Source organism: Polaribacter pectinis (assembly GCF_014352875.1).
Lineage (GTDB): Bacteria > Bacteroidota > Bacteroidia > Flavobacteriales > Flavobacteriaceae > Polaribacter > Polaribacter pectinis.
Genome location: NZ_CP060695.1, coordinates 2,902,615 through 2,925,586 on the forward strand (window position 1 = coordinate 2,902,615; position 22,972 = coordinate 2,925,586).

The 22,972-nt window shown below is 30.4% G+C and carries 15 protein-coding genes; 12 read left to right on the top strand and 3 right to left on the bottom strand.

Going from position 1 to position 22,972, the window contains the following annotated elements; translation table 11 throughout:
* Window positions 1-65 precede the first annotated feature (65 nt).
* From H9W90_RS13095 to H9W90_RS13125, 7 genes are all read left to right on the top strand, one after another.
* Window positions 66-5,627, top strand: coding sequence for an alpha-2-macroglobulin family protein (locus tag H9W90_RS13095; protein WP_187482033.1), 5,562 nt, complete (start codon window positions 66-68; stop codon window positions 5,625-5,627).
* A 4-nt stretch (window positions 5,628-5,631) separates the two neighbouring features.
* Window positions 5,632-7,980: a penicillin-binding protein 1C gene (gene pbpC / locus H9W90_RS13100; RefSeq protein WP_187482034.1), complete on the top strand. Its 2,349-nt coding sequence runs from the start codon at window positions 5,632-5,634 to the stop codon at window positions 7,978-7,980.
* Window positions 7,981-8,099: 119 nt separating this feature from the next.
* Window positions 8,100-8,279 (top strand): hypothetical protein, encoded by a 180-nt coding sequence (locus H9W90_RS13105; protein WP_187482035.1) that lies wholly within the window; start codon window positions 8,100-8,102, stop codon window positions 8,277-8,279.
* A gap of 151 nt (window positions 8,280-8,430) precedes the next feature.
* Window positions 8,431-9,276, top strand: coding sequence for an MBL fold metallo-hydrolase (locus H9W90_RS13110; RefSeq protein ID WP_187482036.1), 846 nt, complete (start codon window positions 8,431-8,433; stop codon window positions 9,274-9,276).
* A 10-nt stretch (window positions 9,277-9,286) separates the two neighbouring features.
* Window positions 9,287-10,987 carry a S8 family peptidase gene (locus tag H9W90_RS13115; RefSeq protein ID WP_187482037.1) on the top strand — a complete coding sequence of 567 codons (1,701 nt, stop codon included), beginning with the start codon at window positions 9,287-9,289 and terminating at the stop codon, window positions 10,985-10,987.
* Between the two features lie 54 nt (window positions 10,988-11,041).
* Entirely contained in the window at window positions 11,042-12,895 is a 1,854-nt protein-coding gene (locus tag H9W90_RS13120; protein WP_187482038.1) for a M1 family metallopeptidase, read from the top strand.
* Window positions 12,895-13,485, top strand: coding sequence for a HupE/UreJ family protein (locus H9W90_RS13125; RefSeq protein WP_496559607.1), 591 nt, complete (start codon window positions 12,895-12,897; stop codon window positions 13,483-13,485). Before H9W90_RS13120 ends, H9W90_RS13125 begins: the two co-directional genes overlap by 1 nt.
* Window positions 13,486-13,506: 21 nt before the next feature.
* On the opposite strand, the gene H9W90_RS13130 is transcribed toward H9W90_RS13125, so the two are convergent.
* From H9W90_RS13130 to H9W90_RS13140, 3 genes are read right to left on the bottom strand one after another with little or no spacing between them, the layout of a single operon-like run.
* On the bottom strand, window positions 13,507-14,172 hold the full coding sequence (locus tag H9W90_RS13130) for a LysE family translocator (protein WP_187482039.1): 666 nt from the start codon (window positions 14,170-14,172) through the stop codon (window positions 13,507-13,509).
* A gap of 21 nt (window positions 14,173-14,193) precedes the next feature.
* Entirely contained in the window at window positions 14,194-15,240 is a 1,047-nt protein-coding gene (locus tag H9W90_RS13135; protein WP_187482040.1) for a ferredoxin--NADP reductase, read from the bottom strand.
* A 16-nt stretch (window positions 15,241-15,256) separates the two neighbouring features.
* A complete protein-coding gene (locus H9W90_RS13140) occupies window positions 15,257-16,246 on the bottom strand; it encodes an aspartate-semialdehyde dehydrogenase (protein ID WP_187482041.1) in 990 nt (329 codons plus the stop codon).
* Between the two features lie 387 nt (window positions 16,247-16,633).
* Here H9W90_RS13140 and trhO point away from each other — a divergent pair, with 387 nt between their 5' ends.
* The 5 genes from trhO to H9W90_RS13165 all read left to right on the top strand — a co-directional run bounded on the left by trhO (window position 16,634) and on the right by H9W90_RS13165 (window position 22,970).
* The gene (trhO, locus tag H9W90_RS13145) at window positions 16,634-17,665 is read left to right on the top strand and encodes an oxygen-dependent tRNA uridine(34) hydroxylase TrhO (RefSeq protein WP_187482042.1); all 1,032 of its coding nucleotides are present in this window, start codon (window positions 16,634-16,636) and stop codon (window positions 17,663-17,665) included.
* A 314-nt stretch (window positions 17,666-17,979) separates the two neighbouring features.
* The gene (locus tag H9W90_RS13150) at window positions 17,980-19,449 is read left to right on the top strand and encodes a PSP1 domain-containing protein (RefSeq protein ID WP_187482043.1); all 1,470 of its coding nucleotides are present in this window, start codon (window positions 17,980-17,982) and stop codon (window positions 19,447-19,449) included.
* Window positions 19,427-19,927 (top strand): gliding motility lipoprotein GldH, encoded by a 501-nt coding sequence (locus H9W90_RS13155; protein WP_187482044.1) that lies wholly within the window; start codon window positions 19,427-19,429, stop codon window positions 19,925-19,927. The genes H9W90_RS13150 and H9W90_RS13155 overlap by 23 nt, the downstream gene beginning before the upstream one ends.
* A gap of 2 nt (window positions 19,928-19,929) precedes the next feature.
* Window positions 19,930-22,212: a transglycosylase domain-containing protein gene (locus tag H9W90_RS13160; RefSeq protein ID WP_187482045.1), complete on the top strand. Its 2,283-nt coding sequence runs from the start codon at window positions 19,930-19,932 to the stop codon at window positions 22,210-22,212.
* A gap of 56 nt (window positions 22,213-22,268) precedes the next feature.
* Entirely contained in the window at window positions 22,269-22,970 is a 702-nt protein-coding gene (locus H9W90_RS13165; RefSeq protein WP_187482046.1) for a CoA transferase subunit A, read from the top strand.
* The last annotated feature ends 2 nt before the right edge of the window (window positions 22,971-22,972 follow it).

The window sequence follows — 22,972 nt, forward strand, 5'->3', positions numbered from 1 at the left end:
TAATTTATCAATTTTTAAGGTAATTAAAATGCTATTTTTGAGTTGTATAATTAAATGTACTTCTTATGAAACTCAAAAAGGCACTTCCATTTGCGCTAATTTTTTTATTAATTTTCTCTTGTAAAAAAGAGGAAATTAAGACAGATAATATCTTCAAATTTAAAGAATACATTAGTTATACAACTTCTGGTGTTGTTTCTGTAGCCAATACTATTGAAGTAAATCTTGCAAAAGAAGTAGAAAGTTGGGAACCAAATACAGAAGTAACTTCAGAAATTATTTCTGTAAAACCATTTGTAAACGGAAAAATTAAAACGATTAATAAGCACGCCTTTGTTTTTATTCCTGATGAAAATTTAGATTCAGATACAGAATATGCTGTAACCGTAAAGCTGAACGAAATTTATAAGAATACTACCCAAGAATTTAAAAATTACACGTTTCAATTTAAAACAATTGCACCTAATTTTAATATTCAAACTAATAATTTACAATCGTATTCTGCAGCATATCAATATTTAGAAGGTGTTGTAAAATCGGCAGATGTAATTTCTTTAGATAATGCAAAAAAGCTGATAGAAGCTACACAAAAAGGAACTCAAAAAAATATAGTTTGGAACGAATCTTTTCAACAAGGAAAAGTTTTTGAATTTAAAATTGACAGCATTCAACGTTTTGTAGATGATTCTAAATTAGAAATTTCTTGGAACGGAAAACCAATAAATGCAGAATCAGAAGGAGAAAATGAGCTTCTAATTCCTGGTAAAAATAATTTTAAGGTTGTTAGCTTAAAAGTGAACAATAGCACAGAACAATATATTTCCATCAACTTTTCTGATCGATTAAAAAAACAACAAAACTTCGATGGTTTGGTAACCATTCAGAATGTAAAAAAGCCACGTTTTATTGTGAACGGAAATGAATTAAAAGTGTTTTCTGAAAACAAATTTCAAGGAAATATTTTGGTTTCTGTTTTTGAAGGAATTAAAAATTCTGAAGATTATAAACTGAAATCAAACTTTAAAGAAACCATTACTTTCGAGCAAAAGAAACCACAAATTAGAGCCATTTCTAACGGAACAATTTTACCAAATTCTAATGATTTAAAATTCAATTTCGAAGCAATTAATGTAAAAGAAGTAGATGTAAGAATTATAAAAATTTATGAAGATAATGTGTTGCAGTTTTTGCAAGATAATAATCTTAACAGTTCTAATGAATATGCTATAAAAAGAGTTGGTAGAAGAGTTGCAAAAGAAACAATTACATTAATTAAAGATGAAGAAAATAACACTCAAAAATGGAAAGCGTATAGTGTAGATTTAGCTAAAATGATAGAGACAGAACCTGGAGCTATTTACAGAATAGAATTGAGTTTTAATAAAAATCAGGTTATTTATGACTGCGAAAATGTCTCTTCATCTTCAGTAAATAGCAATGATTTTGAAGAAGAATATTATGAAAGTGATTATGAGGATTTAAGTGAAGTTGAAGACCAAGAAGAAAGAGAAAAATTATATTGGGACAATAAGTTGTATAGTTATAAAAACTATAATTATAATTGGAGAGAAAGAGACAATCCTTGTCACGAATCTTATTATAATAATAAAATTATTTCTAATAATTTATTGGCATCAAATTTGGGGATTATTGCTAAAAAAGGAGATAATAATGAGTACTTTTTTGCGGTAACTAATATTTTAAATACCAAGCCAATAGTTGGTGCAAGTATTAAATTATTCAATTTTCAGCAGCAAGAAATTTTATCAACCAAAACAGATTCTGATGGTTTTGCAACCATAGAAACCTCTAAAAATGTTGCTTTTGCAGTAGTTTACAAAAACAACAATACTGGTTATATTAAACTGTTAGACGGTAATTCTTTGTCTTTAAGTAAGTTTGATGTTGCAGGAAGTAAAACTCAAAAAGGCTTAAAAGGATATATTTATGGTGAACGTGGAGTTTGGCGACCTGGAGATTCTATTCACCTAACTTTTTTGTTGAATGATGCAGATAATAAGTTGCCAAAAAATCATCCTGTAAAATTAGAAGTTACAGACCCAAGTGGAAAATTGGTGTTTAAAAAAGTAACTTCAGAAAATATAAATAACTTCTATAAATATACAGTTACAACTTCACAAGAAGCAAAAACAGGAAATTATACAGCAAAAATTTCTGTTGGTGGCGCAAAGTTTTATCAGAATTTAAAAGTTGAAACTGTAAAACCAAATCGTTTAAAAATTAAAGTAGATTTTAATGATGAAATTCTAACAAGCAAGAATTCAATTAACGGAACTTTAGATGTAAAATGGTTACATGGCACGCCTGCAAAAAACTTAAAAGCAGAAATTAAAGCGAAAGTTTCAGCAACTAATTTCAGTTTTAAAAATTATAAAGAATATGTTTTTTCAGATCCTTCAAGAAGTTTTTCTTCGGAAGAAATAAACATTTTCGAAGGAAAGTTAGATGCAAATGGAATTGCAAAAATCAACAATAAATTAGCTATTGGAAAAAATGCTCCAGGAATGTTAAACGTTCAGTTTTTGGTAAGAGCTTTTGAAAATGGTGGCGATTTTTCTTTGGATGCTTTCACTAAAAAATACGCTCCTTTTGAATCTTTTGTAGGATTAAAATCGCCAAAAGGAAATAGATATGGTTCGTTTTTTACAGATGAGAATCAGACCTTTTCAATTGCAACTGTAGATGAAAAAGGAAAACCAGTTCAAAGAGATGAAATTGAAGTTGAAGTGTATCAAATAAAATGGCGCTGGTGGTGGAGTTCTTCTGATGATAATTTATCAAGATATACATCTAGCAGTTACAATAAATCGTACAAAAAGTTGAAGGTTTCAACAAATTTAAAAGGAAAAGGAAGCTTCAATTTGAATATTCCAGAACGAGATAGAGGAAGGTTTTTAATTAGAGTTATTGATAAAAAAAGTGGGCACGCAACAGGAAGAACAGCTTATTTCTATAAAAATTGGTGGCAAAATGCTGGTTCTGGCGATAAAGAAGCTGCAAAAATGTTAATGTTTTCTGCAGATAAAGAAAAATATAATGTTGGCGAAACTGCTAAAATTACATTTCCTTCTGGAAGTAAAGGACGCGCATTAATCAGTATAGAAAATGGCACAAAAGTATTAGAAAGTAAATGGGTAGAAACTAAAAAAGGAACCACTTCTGTAGAAATTCCTATCAACAAAAATATGGCGCCAAATGTGTTTGTAAATATTTCATTATTACAACCACATCAAGTTTTAGAAAACGATTTGCCATTACGTTTGTATGGCGTAATTCCGCTTTTAGTTGAAGATAAAAAGACCAAATTAGAACCACAAATTTCAATGCCAGATGAATTGCAACCAGAAAAAGAATTCACGGTAAAAGTTTCTGAAAAAAACAACAAAGCAATGACTTATACTTTGGCAGTTGTAGAAGAAGGTTTGTTAGATTTAACAAGATTTAAAACTCCAAATGCGTTTGATGTTTTTTACGCAAGAGAAGCTTTAGGTGTAAAAACTTGGGACATTTTTGATGATGTAATTGGTGCATATTCAGGAAGTATAGATCAGGTTTTTGCAATTGGTGGAGATGGAAGTGCAGCAAAAGGTAAAAACCAAAAAGCAAATAGATTTAAACCTGTAGTGCAATTTTTAGGTCCGTTTTATTTAGAAAAAGGAGCGACAAAATCACACAAAATTACGTTGCCAAATTATATTGGTTCTGTAAGAACAATGGTGGTTGCAGGAGATGTAAATAACGAAGCTTTTGGAAATGCAGAAAAAGCAGTACCATTTAAAAAACCTTTAATGGTATTGGCTACGTTACCAAGAAAATTATCGCCAAAAGAAAAAGTAACCTTACCAATTACCATTTTTGCGATGGGTAAAAAAGTGAAAAATGTTACTGTTAAAGTAAAAACATCCAACGGAATTTCTGTTGTTGGAAGCGAAACTCAATCCATTAATTTTACAAAACCAGATGAAAAAATGGTGTATTTTGAATTGGATGTTTTAAAAGCAAATGGCATAAATACTGTTGAAATTATTGCAATTGGTAATGGAGAAAAATCAACTTATAAAGTAGAATTAGATGTTGTAAATCCTAACCCAATTACATCCAAAATAATTGATAAGAATATTGAAGGAAAACAAACTCAAACGATCAATTTTAATACGTTTGGTATAGAAGGTTCAAACGCAGCAATTTTAGAATTATCTACAATTCCGCCAATGAATTTTTCTGGCAGATTAGAATATTTAATTCGTTATCCACATGGTTGTGTAGAACAAACGACTTCTAGTGTTTTTCCACAATTATTTTTAAATGACATTTTCGATTTAACAGCGGATAAAAAACGCAAAATTCAAAAAAATATAGAAAAAGGAATCAAAAGATTAGGGAATTTTCAGCAAGCAAATGGAGGTTTGAGTTATTGGATTGGAGAAAATTACACCAATGATTGGGGAACAAGTTATGCAGGTCATTTTATGTTAGAAGCTTCTAAAAAAGGATTTGTTTTACCGTTAACTTTTAAAAGTAATTTTGTTAGATATCAGAAAAACGCAGCAAGAAATTGGAGACCAGATTATAGAAATAATTATACAGATTTAGCACAAGCTTACAGGTTGTATACGTTGGCTTTGGCTGGTAGTGCAGATTTATCTGCAATGAACAGGTTGCGAGAATTTAAACAAATTTCTAACGAAGCAAAATGGCGTTTGGCAGCAGCGTATGCTTTAGCGGGGCAAAAAGAAGCAAGTATAGAAATTATGAATACTGCAAACATGAATTTTAAGAGTTCTAAATACAGTTATTATAGTTATGGTTCTACAGACAGAAACAGAGCAATGGCTTTAGAAACAATGTTACTTACCAATCATAAAAACACCAAAGAAACTGCAAAGTTTATTGCAAAAGAATTATCAAGCAAAAGATGGATGAGCACACAATCTACAGCTTATAGTTTGTTATCAATTGGGAAAATGGTCATTAAAAACGGAGGAAAATCCATCAATATAAATTACATAAATAAAGGAAAAACTGAAACCATAAAAACAGAAAGTTCTATGGTGCAAAGAACTTTAAACGTTAAAAAAGGAACAAATGCCATCATTATAAAAAATGATGAAAATAATATTGTTTTTGCAAGAGTTATAAATTCAGGAAAGTTGCCTTTAGGAGATGAAATTAAAGAAAGTAGAGGTTTAAGTGTTTCTGTTGATTATAGAGATTTAAAAGGAAATAAAATTAATATAAATCAGTTGAAACAAGGGCAAGATTTTGTTGCAAAAATTACGGTTAGTAATCCTAAAAATCAAACAGTAAAAGATATTGCATTAGCTCAAATTTTTCCTTCAGGATGGGAAATTGTAAACACTCGTTTTACAGATTTTGGTACAACTACAAAAAGCGAAGCACGTTACACAGATATTAGAGACGATAGAATTAATTTCTATTTTGATCTAAATGAAGGAAGAAAAGCATCAGAAACAAAAACATTTACAGTTTTACTAAATGCAGCATATTTAGGAACGTATTATTTACCAGGAATTCAGGTAGAAGCAATGTATGATAATGATTATTTGGTAAGAACAAAAGGGAATTGGATAAACGTAATTAAATAATTTGATGCAATTTGTAAATTACATAAATTGTCATAAAAAGAAAACAATATTTCTTGTTGTTTTGCTGATTTTCTATGCTTTTTGTTTGCCAAAAGAATTGTTTACAAAACCAACATCTACAGTAATTACAAGTAATAATAATGAATTGTTGGGCGCGTTAATTGCAAAAGATGGTCAATGGCGTTTTCCACATAATGATTCTGTTCCAGAGAAATTTAAAACCTGTTTAATTCAGTTTGAAGATGAGCATTTTTATAAACATCCAGGTTTTAATCCTGTTTCAATATTAAAAGCTTTAAAACAGAATTTACAAGAAGGAAAAGTAAAAAGAGGAGGAAGTACAATTACGCAACAAGTTATTAGATTAAGCAGAAATAATAGAGATAGAACCTATTTTGAAAAAATAAAAGAACTTATTTTAGCTACACGTTTAGAAATTAGGGTAAGCAAAGAAAAAATTATTGCTTTTTGGAGTTCAAATGCACCTTTTGGTGGAAATGTTGTGGGTTTAGATGCTGGTTCTTGGCGTTATTTCAACAGAAAAGCTACGGATTTATCTTGGGCAGAAGCAGCAACTTTGGCGGTTTTACCAAATGCGCCAAACTTGATTTACCCAGGTAAAAATCAACATAAATTATTGACAAAAAGAAACCGGTTATTAAAAAAATTACTTACAAAAAAAGTAATCGATTCTTTAACGTATGAATTATCAATTTTAGAAGAATTACCTCAAAAAGCATATGCAATTCCACAAATTGCTCCACATTTATTACAGAAAATTAATAAAGAAAAAAAAGGTGAATTTGTTAAAACTACAATTGATAAAAAAATTCAAAATCAAGCAAATACAATTGTAAAAAATCACTATAATCATTTAAGTAAAAACGGAATTTATAATATTTCTGTGTTGGTTTTAGACGTTAAAACAAGACAAGTTTTAAGTTATGTTGGAAACTCGCCAACAGATAATAAACATCAAAAAGATGTTGATATAATAGATAAACCAAGAAGTACAGGAAGCATTTTAAAACCTTTTTTATATGCAGCAATGTTAGATGCTGGAGATTTGTTGCCAAATACTTTAGTGGCAGATATTCCTACAAATTTCGGGAGTTACAAACCAGAAAATTTTGATAAGAAATATGCTGGCGCTATTTCAGCAAAATTAGCTTTGTCTAAATCTTTAAATGTGCCAACTGTAAGATTGTTGCAAAGTTTTGGTTTAGAGAAATTTCATCATTATTTGCAAAAATTACAATTAAAAGATTTAAGAAATAATCCTAATTATTACGGATTAACATTGGCTTTGGGTGGCGCAGAAAGTAACTTGTGGGATTTATGTAAAAGTTACGCTTCGTTGGCTTCCACAGTAAATCATTATACAGAAAACTCCAGCAGATATTTTAAAAATGAATTTACAGAACCAACTTTTTTTGCTGATGAAAAGATGAATTTTGGAGAAAAAATAGCTGAAAAAATAATTTTTGATGCAGCTTCTATTTACTTAACTTTCGAAAGTTTAAAAGATGTAAACAGACCAAATTCCGAAGAAAACTGGGAATTCTTTGATTCTTCCAAACAAATAGCTTGGAAAACCGGAACAAGTTTTGGTTTTAGAGATGCTTGGGCAATTGGCACAACCAAAGATTTTGTAGTTGGTGTTTGGGTAGGAAATGCAGATGGAGAAGGAAGACCAGGTTTGGTTGGTGTACAAACTGCTGCGCCAATTTTGTTTGATATTTTTGATAAATTACCCAATTCAGAATGGTTTGACAAACCTTTTGATGAAATGCACGAAATAGAAATTTGCGCTAAAAGTGGTTACAGAGCTACTGAAATTTGTGAAGACACAAAGCTAGAATTTATACAAAATGCTGGTTTAAAAACAAAGCCTTGTCCTTATCATATTTTAGTAAATGTAGATGCTTCAGAAAATTATCAAGTAAATACCTCTTGTGAGAATTTAGGCAGCATCAAACAAAAATCTTGGTTTGTTTTACCTCCGTTAATGGAATATTATTACAAGGATAAAAATCCATTTTATAAGTCTTTACCAAAGTTTAGAGAAGATTGTTTGGGTGAAATTAAAAATGCGATGAAATTTATATATCCTACTGAAAAAAGCACCATTTTTTTACCTAAAAACTTCGATGGAAAAAAGAATGAACTGATTTTAAAAGTAGCACATTCAAACCAAGAAGCAACTTTATTTTGGTATGTTAATAATGAATTTATTATTGCTACAAAAGAAATCCATAATGTTGCAATTGATTCTAAAATAGGAGATTACACTATTTCTGTTACAGATAATTTTGGAAATGAAATAAGGCAAGAAATAATCATAAAAGAATAAATAGTTTAAAGTTAGTATGTTGCATTTCAACGAAATAAGCATGCCTTTTATCGAAAAATCAATTTAAAAACTGAAGTTCCATTGTACTTTTGACTCACCAATCGATAATACTAGAAATTATGTTTTTACAAATTTTACCACCAGACAACGTAGCAACAGCTCAATCAGTTTTCGAAAACGAAATAGTTTTTGTTATTTTAGGTTTAGCAATAGCCGTTTATGCAATTTTAAAATTCACTAAATTTTTAAGTAAAATTAAAGTTTCTAAAGGTTCAAATAACCCAAGTTATACTTCATAAGAAAATTTTATAATTAGATTTTTCTTAACAATAAATTATATATTTTTCTACATCTTTGTATTCTATGGTGCTCAATTTTGGGCACTATTACATTTTAAGTCATTAAATGATTATTTTTATGAATAATTTTTAATGATTTTAATTTTTTAGAATGAAGATATATCCAATAGAAACAGGAAATTTTAAGTTAGATGGTGGTGCAATGTTTGGCGTTGTTCCTAAAACTATTTGGCAAAGAACAAACCCTGCAGATTCCAACAATTTAATTGATATGAGTATGCGTTGCATGCTTATTGAAGATGGAAATCGACTAATTTTAATTGATACAGGTTTAGGTTCTAAACAATCAGATAAGTTTTTTGGGTACTACTATTTATTTGGAGATTTCTCTTTGGATGCTTCACTTAAAAAGCAAGGTTTTCACAGAGATGATGTTACAGATGTGTTTTTAACACACTTACATTTCGATCATTGTGGAGGAGTTATTGAATGGAATTCACAAAAAACTTTACTACAACCCGCTTTTAAAAACGCAAAATTTTGGTCTAATGACAATCATTGGAAATGGGCAACAGAGCCAAATCCAAGAGAAAAAGCATCGTTTTTAAAAGAAAACATAAATCCTATTAAAGAAAGTGGACAATTAAATTTTATTCACAGAAATGCCAAAGATCAAATTGGTTTCGATGTTTTATTTATGGACGGTCACACAGAAAAACAGATGTTGCCTAAAATTAAATATCAAGACAAAACCATTGTTTTTATGGCAGATTTATTGCCAACAGTTGGGCATATTCCTTTGCCTTATGTTATGGGTTATGATACAAGACCATTACTTACAATTAAAGAAAAAGCAGCTTTTTTAAATGAAGCTGCAGATAATAATTATTACCTTTTTTTAGAACATGATGCGTATAATGAACTTTGTACTGTAGAGCATACAGAAAAAGGAGTAAGGTTAAAAAACACACACAATTTTTTGGAGATTTTTAATTAGAAAGAGAAGAATGAAGATTTTAAAATCAATTTTATTTACTGCAACTATTGCAGCTGTATTTACAAGTTGTAAATCAACGTCAACAGTAGTTTTAACTCCAAAATATTCAGAAAAGATTATAAATATTCCTGCTAAAAAAGGAGAATTATCTGAAGATGAAATGAACAGATGGAGTCATGCAGATATAGAAAAAGATTCTATTGCAGGGATGAGTGTTGCCAAAGCATATCAGTTTTTAGATGGTAAAAAAGGTGTAGAGGTTATTGTTGCAATTGCAGATTCTGGTGTAGATATAGAGCATGAAGATTTAAAAGATGTTGCTTGGACCAATTTAAAAGAAATTGCTGGAAACAATAAAGATGATGACAATAATGGTTATGTAGATGATATTCATGGTTGGAATTTCTTAGGAAGTAAAGACGGTAGAATAGTAAACGCAGACCAATTAGAAATTACAAGACTTGTAAAAAAAGGACAAGATAAATTCGGAAGTAAAAAAGCTTCTGAAATCGCAGAATCTAATAAGGTTGAATATCAAGAGTATTTAAAATTAAGAGAAGAGTATTTTAATACCATAGAAGAGAAAAAGAAAGAAATAGAAAGCGTTTCTGAAACTTATGAAAGAGTTTTAGAAATTGAAGAAAATTTTGCTGCTGTAAAAAAGTTTACAGGAAAAGAAAATTTAACAAGCGAAGATGTAAAAGGTTTGTGGCCAACAAGTATAAAAATTGCAACTCAAATTGCTGACATTGCCAGTGTTTTAGGTAATGGAATGACAGAAAAAACTTTAATTGAGTATAAAAAAGAAGTTAAAGACTATAAGGAAAATATAGAAAAAGCCATAAAAGGATATGATTTAGATTTTGATTCTCGCCAGTCTATGGGAGATGATTTATATGATATTAACGACAAATATTATGGAAATAATAATGTTATTGGATCTAAAGATTTAGAAATGCATGGAACGCATGTTGCAGGAATTGTTGCAGCTTCTAGAAATAATAATAAAGGTGTTAATGGCGTTGCAAACCATGTAAAAATCATGACAGTTAGAATCGTTCCAGATGGAGATGAACATGATAAAGACGTTGCTCTAGGAATAAGATATGCTGTAGATAATGGCGCAAAAATCATCAATACAAGTTTTGGAAAACGATTTTCTCCAAACAAAGAATGGGTTTATGACGCTCTAAAATATGCAGAAAAAAACGATGTTTTAATTGTAAACGCAGCAGGAAATGATGGAAAAAACATTGATGTTAGAAAATCATATCCAAATGATTCTAAAGATTTAATCACAGAATTTACAGACAATGTTATTACTATAGGCGCATCTAGTTTGCATTATAACGAACAACTACCAGCAAGTTTTTCTAATTACGGAAAAATTAATGTAGATGTTTTTGCTCCTGGAGTAGATATTTACTCAACAGTTCCTAAAGATGAATATGAGGCTATTAGTGGTACATCTATGGCAGCACCTTCAGTAGCAGGAGTTGCAGCTTTAATACGCTCATATTATCCGAAATTATCTGCAAGTCAGGTAAAACATATTTTAATGAATTCTGGAGTCAAAATAAATTTTGATGTTATAAAACCTGGAACTCAATCAGAAAAAATACCATTTTCAGAACTATCAGTTTCCGGTAGAATTGTAAATGCTTATTTCGCATTGCAAATGGCAGATAGTATTGCAAAAGTTAAAAAATAAATTCATAAAAATGATGTATATTTCATCATTCAAATAAAATTCAATTAATATAAGATGAAAAAATTACTCTCTTTTGGATTATCAGTATTACTTCTAATGTCTTGTGCAGAAACAAAAAAAGTTACCTATAATTATTCTGGTACATCTTCTGCAAATAACTCTTATTGGCAACAAAGAGTAGATTATACAATGGATATTGATATGGACGCAAAGAATCATCAATATAAAGGAAATCAGAAATTAGTATACACCAATAATTCGCCAGAAGACTTAAATAAGGTGTTTTATCACTTATATTTTAATGCATTTCAGCCAGGTTCTCAAATGGATGAAAGATCTTTAAATATTAAAGATCCAGATAGCAGGGTAAGAGATAGAATAAGCAAATTACAACCAGATGAAATAGGTTACATAAAAGTAAATTCATTAAAACAAGATGGTGCAGCTGTAAATTTTGAAACAGTAGGAACTATTTTAGAAGTTACTTTAAACAAACCAATAAAATCTGGTGAAAGTGTTACTTTCGATATGATTTTTGATGCTCAAGTTCCTCTACAAGTTAGACGTTCTGGAAGAGATAGTAAAGAAGGTGTTGCTTTATCAATGTCTCAATGGTACCCAAAAATGGCAGAATACGATTTTCAAGGTTGGCACACACCACCTTATATTGCTCGTGAATTTCACGGCGTTTGGGGAGATTTTGATGTAAAATTAACTATTGATAAAAGCTATGTAGTTGGCGGAACAGGATACTTGCAGAATCCACAAGAAATAGGTCATGGTTATGAAGACAAAACCAAACCTTTAAATATACCTAATACAGATAAATTAACATGGCATTTTAAAGCACCAAATGTGCACGATTTTATGTGGGCAGCAGACCCAAATTATAATCACGATGTTTTTAAAATGGTAAACGGAATCGATTTACACTTCTTTTACAAAAAAGATTTAGAAGCAGAGTATCTTAAAAACTGGAAAGAATTACAGCCAAAAACTGCAGAATTAATGGCGTATTTTTCTGAACAAATTGGCGATTATCCATACAAGCAATACTCTGTAATACAAGGTGGAGATGGTGGTATGGAATATGCAATGTCTACTTTAATTACTGGTAAACGTAAATTCGGAAGCCTTTTTGGAGTTACAGCTCATGAAATGGCACACACTTGGTTTCAGTTTTTATTAGCGTCAAATGAAAGTTTACATCCTTGGATGGATGAAGGTTTTACATCTTATATTTCTAACAAAGCAGAAAATGAAATTTTAAACGAAGGGAAAGAAAATCCTCATGCAGGTTCTTACAGAAGTTACTATAGAATTGTAGCTTTTAATAGCGAAGAACCTTTAACAACACATGCAGATAGATACAATACAAATGGCGCTTACGGTACTGCAAGTTACTCTAAAGGAAATATCTTTTTATCTCAATTAGAATATATAATAGGAGCAGAAAACGTTGCAAAAGGACTTAAAAAATACTTTACAGATTTTAGCTTTAAGCATCCAACGCCAAATGATATTAAGCGTTCTATGGAAATAATTTCTGGAATTCATTTAGACTGGTATTTAAATGAATGGACACAAACAATTCACACTATAGATTATGGAGTAAAATCTGTAGATGGAAAAACAATTACTTTAGAAAGAATAGGAAAAATGCCAATGCCAATAGATCTAGAAGTTGTGTACACAGATGGTTCTATAGAAAGTTTCAATATTCCGTTAAGAATGATGAGAGACAACAAACCAACATCTGCTACAGTTATAGAAGATTGGGGTTGGGCAATGCCAACATATACTTTTACAGCATCTAAAACAGTTAAATCTGTAGAGATTGATAAAAGCGGATTAATGGCGGATATTAACCAAGACAATAATATTTTTGGTGAGAAAAAAAAACGATAATACTCTCTTTTAGCTCGTTTGTTTCTTTTTTAAAAATAGGTGGAAAGCATGTTTTAAAACATTCAATATATAATTATATACTGTTTTTAATTCTTTTAGCTGTTGTTTTTAGTTTTAAACAATGGAAAAAGTTACTGTTATTGGTTACATCACTTGTTTTAAGCTACTTTTCTGCAATAATGTTAGTTGCTTATGGTAACTTTATTCCAAAGATAGAAATCATTAAATTTTTGATTCCTGCCATTATTCTTTCATTAGCTTTTTTTACTTTTTTATCATTTAAAAACATTTTAAAAAGTAAAGAAAAATATGTGTTGTCGTTCACTATTTTATTTGGCTTCTTTAATGGATTGGGTTCTTCTGTTGATGTAATTTTAAACATTAAAAGATATGAAAGTGAATTTTTTCCAATACTTGAAGCAACTTTAGGAGTTGGTGCTTCAGTATTAATAACAGTTTTAGGTTTGTTAACAGTAACAACCTTGCTTAAGAAAATCCCTAAATTTGATAAGAAAAAATGGGTTTTTGTTACTTCAGCAGTAGTTTCATGCCTTTCAGTATTTTTTATATTTAAACAGGTTTTTTATTAAAAATATTTAAACCGCACTTTTTTAATGAATAAACTCGTCAATTCTTTCATTTGGTATAAAGCCTTTTAACATTAATAAAAAGCCAAAAATTATTAAAAGTATTCCCATAACTTTTTTCACTTTGTAAACAACTAAAGGAGTCATTTTGCTTTTTAGTTGTTTAGCTAATAGAATTTTACCAATATCTGTTACAAAATAACCAATTAAGATAACACCGAAATAAGAGAAAATAGCATTTTGGTTCATGTCCAAAGTAGGTCCAATAACCAAAACTGTTCCTAACCAAAAGGCCAAAACACCAATATTTATAAAGTTTAAGAAATACCCTTTTATAAATAATTTTAGATAGTTGTTTTTAATAGGAACTTCTACCATTTTAGAAGTTTCAAGTGCTTCTTTTTTGTTAGATTTATCAAGATAAGTAATTAATCCATAAATAATTAAAACCAAACCTCCAATAAAAAATAAACGAGGATCATCTTTAATTTTCTCTAATAAAGACCTACTACCATAATAAGCTATTAAGATAAAAGAAACATCTCCAAGAATAACACCAATATCAAAAGCAATAGCCGCTCTTGCACCTTTTAAAATACTGGTTTGAATCAGCATAAAAAAAACAGGTCCTATCATAAAAGCCATGAAGAAACCAATAAAAAAAGCATTTTTAAAGTCGTAAAAATCCATATTTAACAAAAATACGGAAATTTAAACATCATCAAAGTCTATTGTAATTTTAGATGTAGTTGGATATGCTTGGCAAGCCAAAATTAATCCATCTTCAATTTCACCATCTGTTAAAATAGAGTTTTTAACCATTACAGCTTTTCCTTCAGTAACTTTACACATACAAGAGCTACAAACTCCACCTTGGCAAGAGTATGGCGCGTCTAAATTGTTACGTAAACTTGCAGCTAAAATATCATCTGTTTGTTGCATTGTAAACGTAGTTTCTTCATCATCTAAAAGAACAGTAATTTCTGTTTGTCCTTCTTTAATTTCAGAAACAGCATCTTCATCAACAGAGACTGTAAATAACTCAAAATGAATATTTTCTTTAGCAAAACCACGTTCAATTAATGTTGTAGAAACTTCATTAATCATTTCTTCTGGTCCACATAAATAAGCAGCATCAAAAGTTATGTTCTTGTAACTATTATTAATATAATAATTAGTGTGTGCCTTGTCTATTCTACCAAATAAAGCACCTTCTTGTTGCTCTCTACTACAGATATAGTGTAGGTTAAAACGTTCTGGATTTGCTTCCTTTAAAGTATCTAATTCACTTTTAAAAATAGTATCGGCAGCAGTTTTGTTTCCGTAAATTAATGTAAAAGTAGACGAAGTTTCGTTACTTAAAACATCTTTAATCATGGATAGAATTGGTGTAATTCCAGAACCTGCAGCAAAAGCTATATAATTTTTATTAGGTTTTGGCTCTAATATAAACTTCCCTTCTGGTTCAGAAATTTCTATAAAATTACCAGCTTTTAATTCTGATGTTGCATAGGTAGAAAAAGTACCATTTTCTACAGCTTTAACGGCAACTTTTAAATAAGAATCGGTTGGCGAAGAACAGATAGAATATGCTCTTCTAACTTCTTTACCGTTAATTGTTTTTTTAAGTGTTAAATATTGCCCAGAATGAAAAGCAAATTTAGATTTTAAATTTCCTGGTATTGTAAATAAAAGAGAAACCGCATCTGCGGTCTCTCTTATTACTTCTTGTATGTTTACTTTGTGAAATGTTGCCATTAAAAATGTATCTATTTTACACCAAATTATTTGCTACCAAATATTCGGCTATTTGAACTGTGTTTGTGGCAGCACCTTTTCTTAAGTTATCTGCAACAATCCACAAATTTAAGGTATTTTCTTGAGATTCGTCTCTTCTAATTCTACCAACAAAAACTTCATCTTTATTATGTGCATTAATTGGCATAGGATACACGTTGTTCGCTAAATCGTCTTGCACAATAACACCTTCTGTTTCAGATAAAATTTTACGAACTTCATCTAAATCGAAATCATTATGAAACTGAACATTTACAGCTTCAGAATGCCCTCCAGCAGTAGGAATTCTAACAGCAGTTGCAGTCACAGAAAAAGAATCGTCACGTAAAATTTTCTTTGGTTCTTTTACCAATTTCATTTCCTCTTTTGTGTATCCGTTTTCTAAAAAAACGTCACAATGAGGCAATGCATTTCTACCAATTTTATGAGGATATGCCATTTCTCCATCAATTCCAGCTTCTTCATTATCTAATTGCTGCACTGCTTTTACACCAGTACCAGAAACAGATTGATATGTAGAAATAACCACACGTTTCATTTTATACTTTAAATGCAAAGGAGATAAAGCTGCCACTAATTGAATTGTAGAACAATTAGGATTCGCAATAATTTTATCATCCGCAGTTAAAACATCACCATTAATTTCAGGAACCACCAACTTTTTAGTTGGGTCCATTCTCCAAGCAGAAGAATTGTCGATAACAGTTGTACCAACTTCCGCAAATTTAGGTGCCCATTCTAAAGAAGTGTCTCCTCCAGCAGAAAACAATGCTAAATCTGGCTTCATTTTTAATGCATCTTCTAAAGTAACAACAGTATAATCGTTTCCTTTGTACGCTAATTTTTTTCCAGCAGATCTTGCAGAAGCTACAGGAATTAATTCCGTAATTGGTAAATTACGTTCTTCTAAAACTTTCAACATTACTGTGCCCACCATTCCAGTTGCACCAACAACAGCTATTTTCATTGCCTAAAATTTAATTTATTTTTCGTGCTGCAAATATCCTAAAAAAAAGGATGAACTAAATTACATAAAACGTTATAAATCAATTAAAGTTTAAAAATATAGCAACTATTTTCCTGATGTTTAATTTTCAACAAATTGATATAAAATTATTTTTTGAAGCCATTTCCAGCTTTCACTACTCGCTTTTTTTGCAGAAAAAGCAAAAAAGAGCTCAAACAAACCGTTCAATCTGGGCTAAACCAGTTTGCTAACATTTTTGCTAGTAACAAAGTAATCTCTTTTCTTATATATAAATAGCTTCATCATTCTTCCTTGAATTGATGTAATTTCATCTAAAATTAGTAGATTTGCACCAATAAAATCAATCATTAACTAAAAAAGTATAGCATGCAACTGTACAATAAGTTAAGCGCTGCAGAACGCGCTGCATTAATTGATGAAGCTGGTAAAGACCGCCTCACAATCTCTTTTTATCAATATCATAAGATAGAAAATCCACAATTATTTAGAGACAAATTATTTTTAGAATGGAACGCTTTAGACGTTTTAGGTAGAATTTATGTTTCTTACGAAGGTATAAATGCGCAATTATCTGTTCCATCAGAAAATTTGTACGCTTTAAAAGACCAATTAGACAGCATTTCTTTTCTAAAAGATATTCGTTTAAATATTGCTGTTGAGCAAGACAACAAGTCGTTTTTAAAACTAAAAGTAAAAGTTAGAAACAAAATTGTTGCAGATGGTTTAAACGACGAAACGTTTGATGTTACCAACAAAGGTGTACATTTAAATGCAAAGGAGTTCAACGAAATGTTGGCAAATCCTGACACAGTTTGTGTAGATATGCGAAACCATTATGAGAGTGAAATTGGTCATTTTTCTGGCGCCATAACCCCAGACGTAGATACTTTTAGAGATTCTTTAGATATTATCGAAGAAGATTTAAAAGACAATAAAGAAAACAAAAATTTATTGATGTATTGTACTGGCGGAATTCGTTGTGAAAAAGCATCAGCATACTACAAACACAAAGGTTTTAAGAACGTTTTTCAATTAGAAGGCGGAATTATAGAATACACACGTCAAGTAAAAGACGAAGGAATAGAAAATAAATTCATTGGTAAAAATTTTGTTTTCGATCATAGAAGAGCAGAAAAAATTACAGACGATGTAGTTTCTAATTGTCACCAATGTGGAAAACCTTGTAACACGCATACAAATTGCGCAAACGAGGCTTGTCACTTATTATTTATACAGTGTGACGAATGTTCAGAAGCCATGGAAAATACGTGTTCTACAGACTGCCAAGAAATAATTCAATTGTCTTTTGAAGAGCAAAAAGAGCTTCGTAAAGGAAAAGGAAATAGCAACAAAATTTTCAAAAAAGGTAGAAGCGAAGTTTTAAAGTTTAAGAAGTAATTCAACAATAAATACAAATTAAAAGACCTCAAAAATTGAGGTCTTTTTTTTGTCTTAAATAAAATAAACGAATTCTAAATCAATTAGCGCAAATTCTAAAAAGCATAATATTTAATTAAATTTCCAAACTACTTTTGCTATATAATTAAGCAACAAAAGACAATTTTAATAACTTTTATTTAGCTGTTTTATCATTCTTCGAGAATGCGTATATTTACAGATTAGTGAAGATGAGATTGTATTTATATACCCATCTGATAATCAAAATTATGAACAGTAAAAAGCTTAGAGCTTTTCTAAAAATATAAAATTACATGGCATGTGGAAGTTGTGGTACAACAGAAAATGGCGTACCAAAAGGATGTAAGAGTAATGGTAATTGTGGTTCTGGAACCTGTGGAAGTGGTAGTAATAAATTAGCCGTTTTCGACTGGTTGTCTAATATGACGTTGCCAAGTGGACAAGAAAGATTTAATATTTTCGAAGTACGTTTTAAAAACGGAAGAAAACATTTTTATAAAAATCCAGATAATTTACCCATAACTATGGGAGATATTGTTGCTGTAGAAGGTTCTCCAGGACATGATATTGGAACCGTTTCTTTGGCAGGAGAATTGGTGAAAGTGCAAATGAAAAAGCGCAAAATTACTGAAGATCACGAAGATGTTAAGAAAATCTACAGGAAAGCGAGTCAAAGAGATATAGATATTTGGCAACAAGCAAGAGGTAAAGAAGAAGAAACACAAAGAAGAGGAAGAGAAATTTTAGGACGTTTAGGTCTGCAAATGAAACTTTCAGATGTAGAATATCAAGGAGATGGAAACAAAGCAACTTTCTATTATACAGCAGAATCTCGCGTAGATTTTAGACAATTAATTAGAGATTTGGCAAGCGCATTTTCTATTCGTGTAGAAATGAAACAAGTTGGCGCAAGGCAAGAAGCTGCAAGATTAGGTGGTGTTGGTTCTTGTGGTAGAGAATTATGTTGTTCAACATGGTTAACAGATTTTAGAAAGGTATCTACATCTGCAGCTCGTTACCAACAATTATCTTTAAACCCATTAAAGTTAGCAGGACAATGTGGAAAATTAAAGTGTTGTTTAAATTTTGAATTAGACACCTATTTAGACGCTTTAAAAACCTTTCCTAAACAAGATTTAGTTTTAAAAACTGAAAAAGGAGAAGCTGTTTTTGTAAAGATGGATATTTTTAAACAACATCTTTGGTACACATACAAAGAAGAACGTTTCAAATGGTTTCGTTTAACTTTAGAGCAGGTTTTAGAAATTGTAGAACTTAATAAAAATAATGAGAAGTCTGCAACGTTAGAAGAATATGAAGCTGATGTAGAAATACCAGTAAAGGTAGATTTCGAAGATGCTGTTGGACAAGATAGTTTAACACGTTTCGATGTTCCAAAAACTAACAAACGTAGAAAGAATAATAGAAATAAAAACAAGAAAAAACCAGTTGGTGCTGTTGCAAATAAAACGCAGACAAACCCAAATCAGAAAAGGAAACCAGTAGCTAAACAACACAATAAACAGCAGCCAAAACCGAAGCCAAAACCAAACCCTAACGCAAAACCAAATCAGCCAAAAGCTGAAAATGGTAAGCCAAAACCTAGGCCTAGACCAAACCCAAAAGCAAAGCCTAATCCGAATGCAAAACCAAATGAAAATGGTCCAAAAGGAGAGGTAAAAAAGACTAGCAAACCAAGAAGAAATAATAATAGAAATCGTAATAACAACAATCCAAAAAATGGAAACGATTCAGAAAAATAGTTTTTTTTTAATAATAATAGCTGTGTTTTTTTTGATGATTTCTTGTGATGATAAATCACAATTTAATCAATATAAAGCAATAGAAAATGCTTCTTGGGAAGCCAATAAAAAAATTGTTTTTGAGTTTGATGTAAGAGATACAATTTCACCAAAAAATTTATTTATCAATATTAGAAATAATAACGAGTATCAGTTTAGCAATTTATATCTAATTACGGAATTAAATTTCCCGAATGAAACCATTGTTGTAGATACTTTACAATATGAAATGACAGATAATTCTGGAAATTTTTTAGGTGACGGATTTACTGAAATCAAAGACAATAAGTTATTTTATAAAGAAAAAAAGGCATTTCCAGTTTCAGGAAAATATACTTTAAGTGTGCGTCAAGCAATGAGAAAAAATGGTGAAGTAAATCCAATGCCTTTTTTAGAAGGAATTAGCGATGTTGGTTTTAGCATAGAAAAAATTAATTAAGAATGACAAAAAAGAAAACAACAAATTTTAGTAAATATATAAAATGGTTCTGGGGAATTGTTTTAGGAGGTTTTGGTTTTTTAGTATTATTATTTTTGTTCGCTTCTTGGGGATGGTTAGGTGCTTTACCAACCTTTGAAGAATTAGAAAACCCAGAAACAAATTTAGCAACAGAAGTTATTTCTATTGATGGAAAAACAATTGGTAAATACGCAACTGAAAACAGAACACCAATTCATTATAACGAATTACCTATAAATTTAGTAAATGCTTTAGTAGCTACAGAAGATGAACGTTTTTACGAACATTCTGGAATCGATTTTAGAGGAACAGCAAGAGCAGTTTTAAAACCAGGAAGTGGTGGTGCAAGTACAATTACACAACAGTTAGCAAAAATGCTATTTACAGGAAGAGCTTCAAGTAATATCTTTTTAAGAATAGGGCAAAAAATGAAAGAATGGGTTGTTGCTACAAAATTAGAAAGACAATATACAAAGCAAGAAATCATTGCAATGTATTTGAATAAATATGATTTTCTAAACCAAGCAGTTGGTATCCGTTCTGCAGCAAGAATCTATTTTGGTAAAGAACCTAAAGATTTGGTTATAGAAGAATCTGCAATGTTGGTAGGTATGCTAAAAAACTCCTCTTATTTTAATCCATTAAGAAGAGAAGCAAAAGTAAAACAACGAAGAAATGTAGTTTTAAAACAAATAAATAGAAACGGTTTTATAACAGAAGTAGAAAAAGATTCATTACAAAACCTAGACCTAAATTTAAATTACACACCAGAAAGTCATGATGTTGGTTTGGCTACTTATTTTAGAGGACATTTACAAAAAGTGATGAGAACTTGGGTTAAAAATCACCCAAAACCAAATGGCGAAGAGTATGATATTTTTAGAGATGGTTTAAAAATATTTGTTACTATAGATTCTAGAATGCAACAATATGCAGAAGAAGCTGTAAAAGAACACATGGCAAATTTACAATCACACTTTTTTAAAGAACAAAAGAGAAATAAAACAGCTCCTTTTTATGATATTGAAAAAAGTGATATTGATGGAATTTTAGATCGTGCCAAGAAAAATTCAGAAAGATATAAACGTCTTAAAATTGCAGGAAAATCTTCAAAATACATTAATGAAGTTTTCAATAAAAAAACAGAAATGAAAGTATTTTCTTGGAAAGGAGATATAGACACAATTATGTCGCCAATAGATTCTATAAGATATTATAAATACTTTTTACGTTCTGGTTTGGTTTCTATAGAACCACAAACAGGACACATTAAAGCTTGGGTTGGTGGTATTAATAACAAGCATTTTAAATACGAAGCTGTAGAACAACAAAAACGTCAAGTAGGTTCTACATTTAAACCTTTTGTGTATGCAACAGCTATTAATCAATTAAGATTATCTCCTTGTGATGAATTTCCAAATACGTTATATACAATTCCGAAAGGAAAATATGGAATTCCAGAAGATTGGACTCCAGAAAATTCGAATTTAAAATACGGAGGAATGTTAACTTTAAAAGATGGTTTAGCTGGTTCTGTAAATACAATGTCTGCAAGATTAATAGATAAAGTAACTCCAGAAAATGTAGTTCGTTTAGCAAAAGCTGCAGGTATAGAAAGCGAAATTCAGGCAAACCCTTCAATAGCATTGGGTGCAGTAGATTTATCATTATTAGAAATGGTAGGTGCATATGCTACTTTTGCAAATAAAGGTTTGCGTGTAAACCCAATGATTCTTACAAGAATAGAAGATAAAAACGGAACAGTTTTAGAAGAATTTACTCCAGAAACAAAAGAGGTTTTAAACGAGGAATCTGCCTATGTAATTTTAGATTTATTAAAAGGAGTTACACAATCTGGTTCAGGAGTTCGTTTACGATCTACTTGGAGTTCTGGCGGAAGTGCTGTTACTGGTTTCCCTTATAAATTTACAAATGAAATTGCAGGTAAAACTGGTACAACGCAAAACCAGTCAGATGGTTGGTTCATGGGTATTGTACCAAATTTAGCAACAGGAGTTTGGACTGGTGGTGAAGACAGATCTACACATTTTGCAGGAATTTCTAAAGGACAAGGAGCAACAATGTCTTTACCTTCTTGGGCTTTGTTTATGCAAAAATGTTATGCAGATAAAACCTTAAAAATTAGTCAAGCAGATTTCGAAAAACCAGAAAATTTATCCATTAATATTAATTGTGTCGATAAATCGGATAAAAAAGACGGTGATAAAAAGGATGAAATCCCTGAAGAAGATACTGACTTTTAAAAAAGTCATTTTAATCTCATTTCAAACGCGTTCGATAAGTTAAAAACATACATATTATGATTAACAAAAAAGTAAATAACGTAACAGAGGCTTTACAAGGTGTAAAAAGCGGAATGACGCTTATGCTTGGTGGGTTTGGTTTATGTGGTATTCCAGAAAATGCAATTTCTGAACTAGTAAAATTAAATGTTAGAGATGTTACATGCATTTCTAATAATGCAGGTGTAGATGATTTTGGTTTAGGATTATTATTGCAAGGAAAACAAATTAAAAAAATGATTTCCTCTTATGTTGGTGAAAATGATGAGTTCGAAAGACAAATGTTGTCTGGAGAATTAGAAGTAGAATTAACGCCACAAGGAACTTTGGCAGAAAAATGTAGAGCTGCACAAGCAGGTTTTCCTGCATTTTATACACCAGCTGGTTATGGTACTGAAGTTGCAGAAGGAAAAGAAACCAGAGAATTCGATGGAAAAATGTATGTTTTAGAACCAGCATTTAAAGCAGATTTTGCTTTTGTAAAAGCTTGGAAAGGAGATGCAGCAGGAAATTTAGTTTTTAAAGGAACTTCAAGAAATTTTAATCCAAATATGTGTGGTGCAGCAACAATTACAGTTGCAGAAGTAGAAGAATTGGTTGAAGTTGGTGAGTTAGACCCAAACAATGTTCATATTCCAGGGATATTTGTACAAAGAATTTTTCAAGGTAAAAATTACGAGAAAAGAATTGAACAACGAACTGTAAGACAAAAACAATAGTT

Coding starts and splice junctions, on each gene's coding strand:
- H9W90_RS13130 (WP_187482039.1), bottom strand. CDS start 14,172: ATGGATTTTTACGACTTTAAAAATGCTTTTTTTATTGGTTTCTTCATG.
- H9W90_RS13165 (WP_187482046.1), top strand. CDS start 22,269: ATGATTAACAAAAAAGTAAATAACGTAACAGAGGCTTTACAAGGTGTA.
- H9W90_RS13155 (WP_187482044.1), top strand. CDS start 19,427: ATGGAAACGATTCAGAAAAATAGTTTTTTTTTAATAATAATAGCTGTG.
- H9W90_RS13110 (WP_187482036.1), top strand. CDS start 8,431: ATGAAGATATATCCAATAGAAACAGGAAATTTTAAGTTAGATGGTGGT.
- H9W90_RS13135 (WP_187482040.1), bottom strand. CDS start 15,240: ATGGCAACATTTCACAAAGTAAACATACAAGAAGTAATAAGAGAGACC.
- pbpC (WP_187482034.1), top strand. CDS start 5,632: ATGCAATTTGTAAATTACATAAATTGTCATAAAAAGAAAACAATATTT.
- H9W90_RS13105 (WP_187482035.1), top strand. CDS start 8,100: ATGTTTTTACAAATTTTACCACCAGACAACGTAGCAACAGCTCAATCA.
- H9W90_RS13115 (WP_187482037.1), top strand. CDS start 9,287: ATGAAGATTTTAAAATCAATTTTATTTACTGCAACTATTGCAGCTGTA.
- trhO (WP_187482042.1), top strand. CDS start 16,634: ATGCAACTGTACAATAAGTTAAGCGCTGCAGAACGCGCTGCATTAATT.
- H9W90_RS13120 (WP_187482038.1), top strand. CDS start 11,042: ATGAAAAAATTACTCTCTTTTGGATTATCAGTATTACTTCTAATGTCT.
- H9W90_RS13160 (WP_187482045.1), top strand. CDS start 19,930: ATGACAAAAAAGAAAACAACAAATTTTAGTAAATATATAAAATGGTTC.
- H9W90_RS13150 (WP_187482043.1), top strand. CDS start 17,980: ATGGCATGTGGAAGTTGTGGTACAACAGAAAATGGCGTACCAAAAGGA.
- H9W90_RS13140 (WP_187482041.1), bottom strand. CDS start 16,246: ATGAAAATAGCTGTTGTTGGTGCAACTGGAATGGTGGGCACAGTAATG.
- H9W90_RS13095 (WP_187482033.1), top strand. CDS start 66: ATGAAACTCAAAAAGGCACTTCCATTTGCGCTAATTTTTTTATTAATT.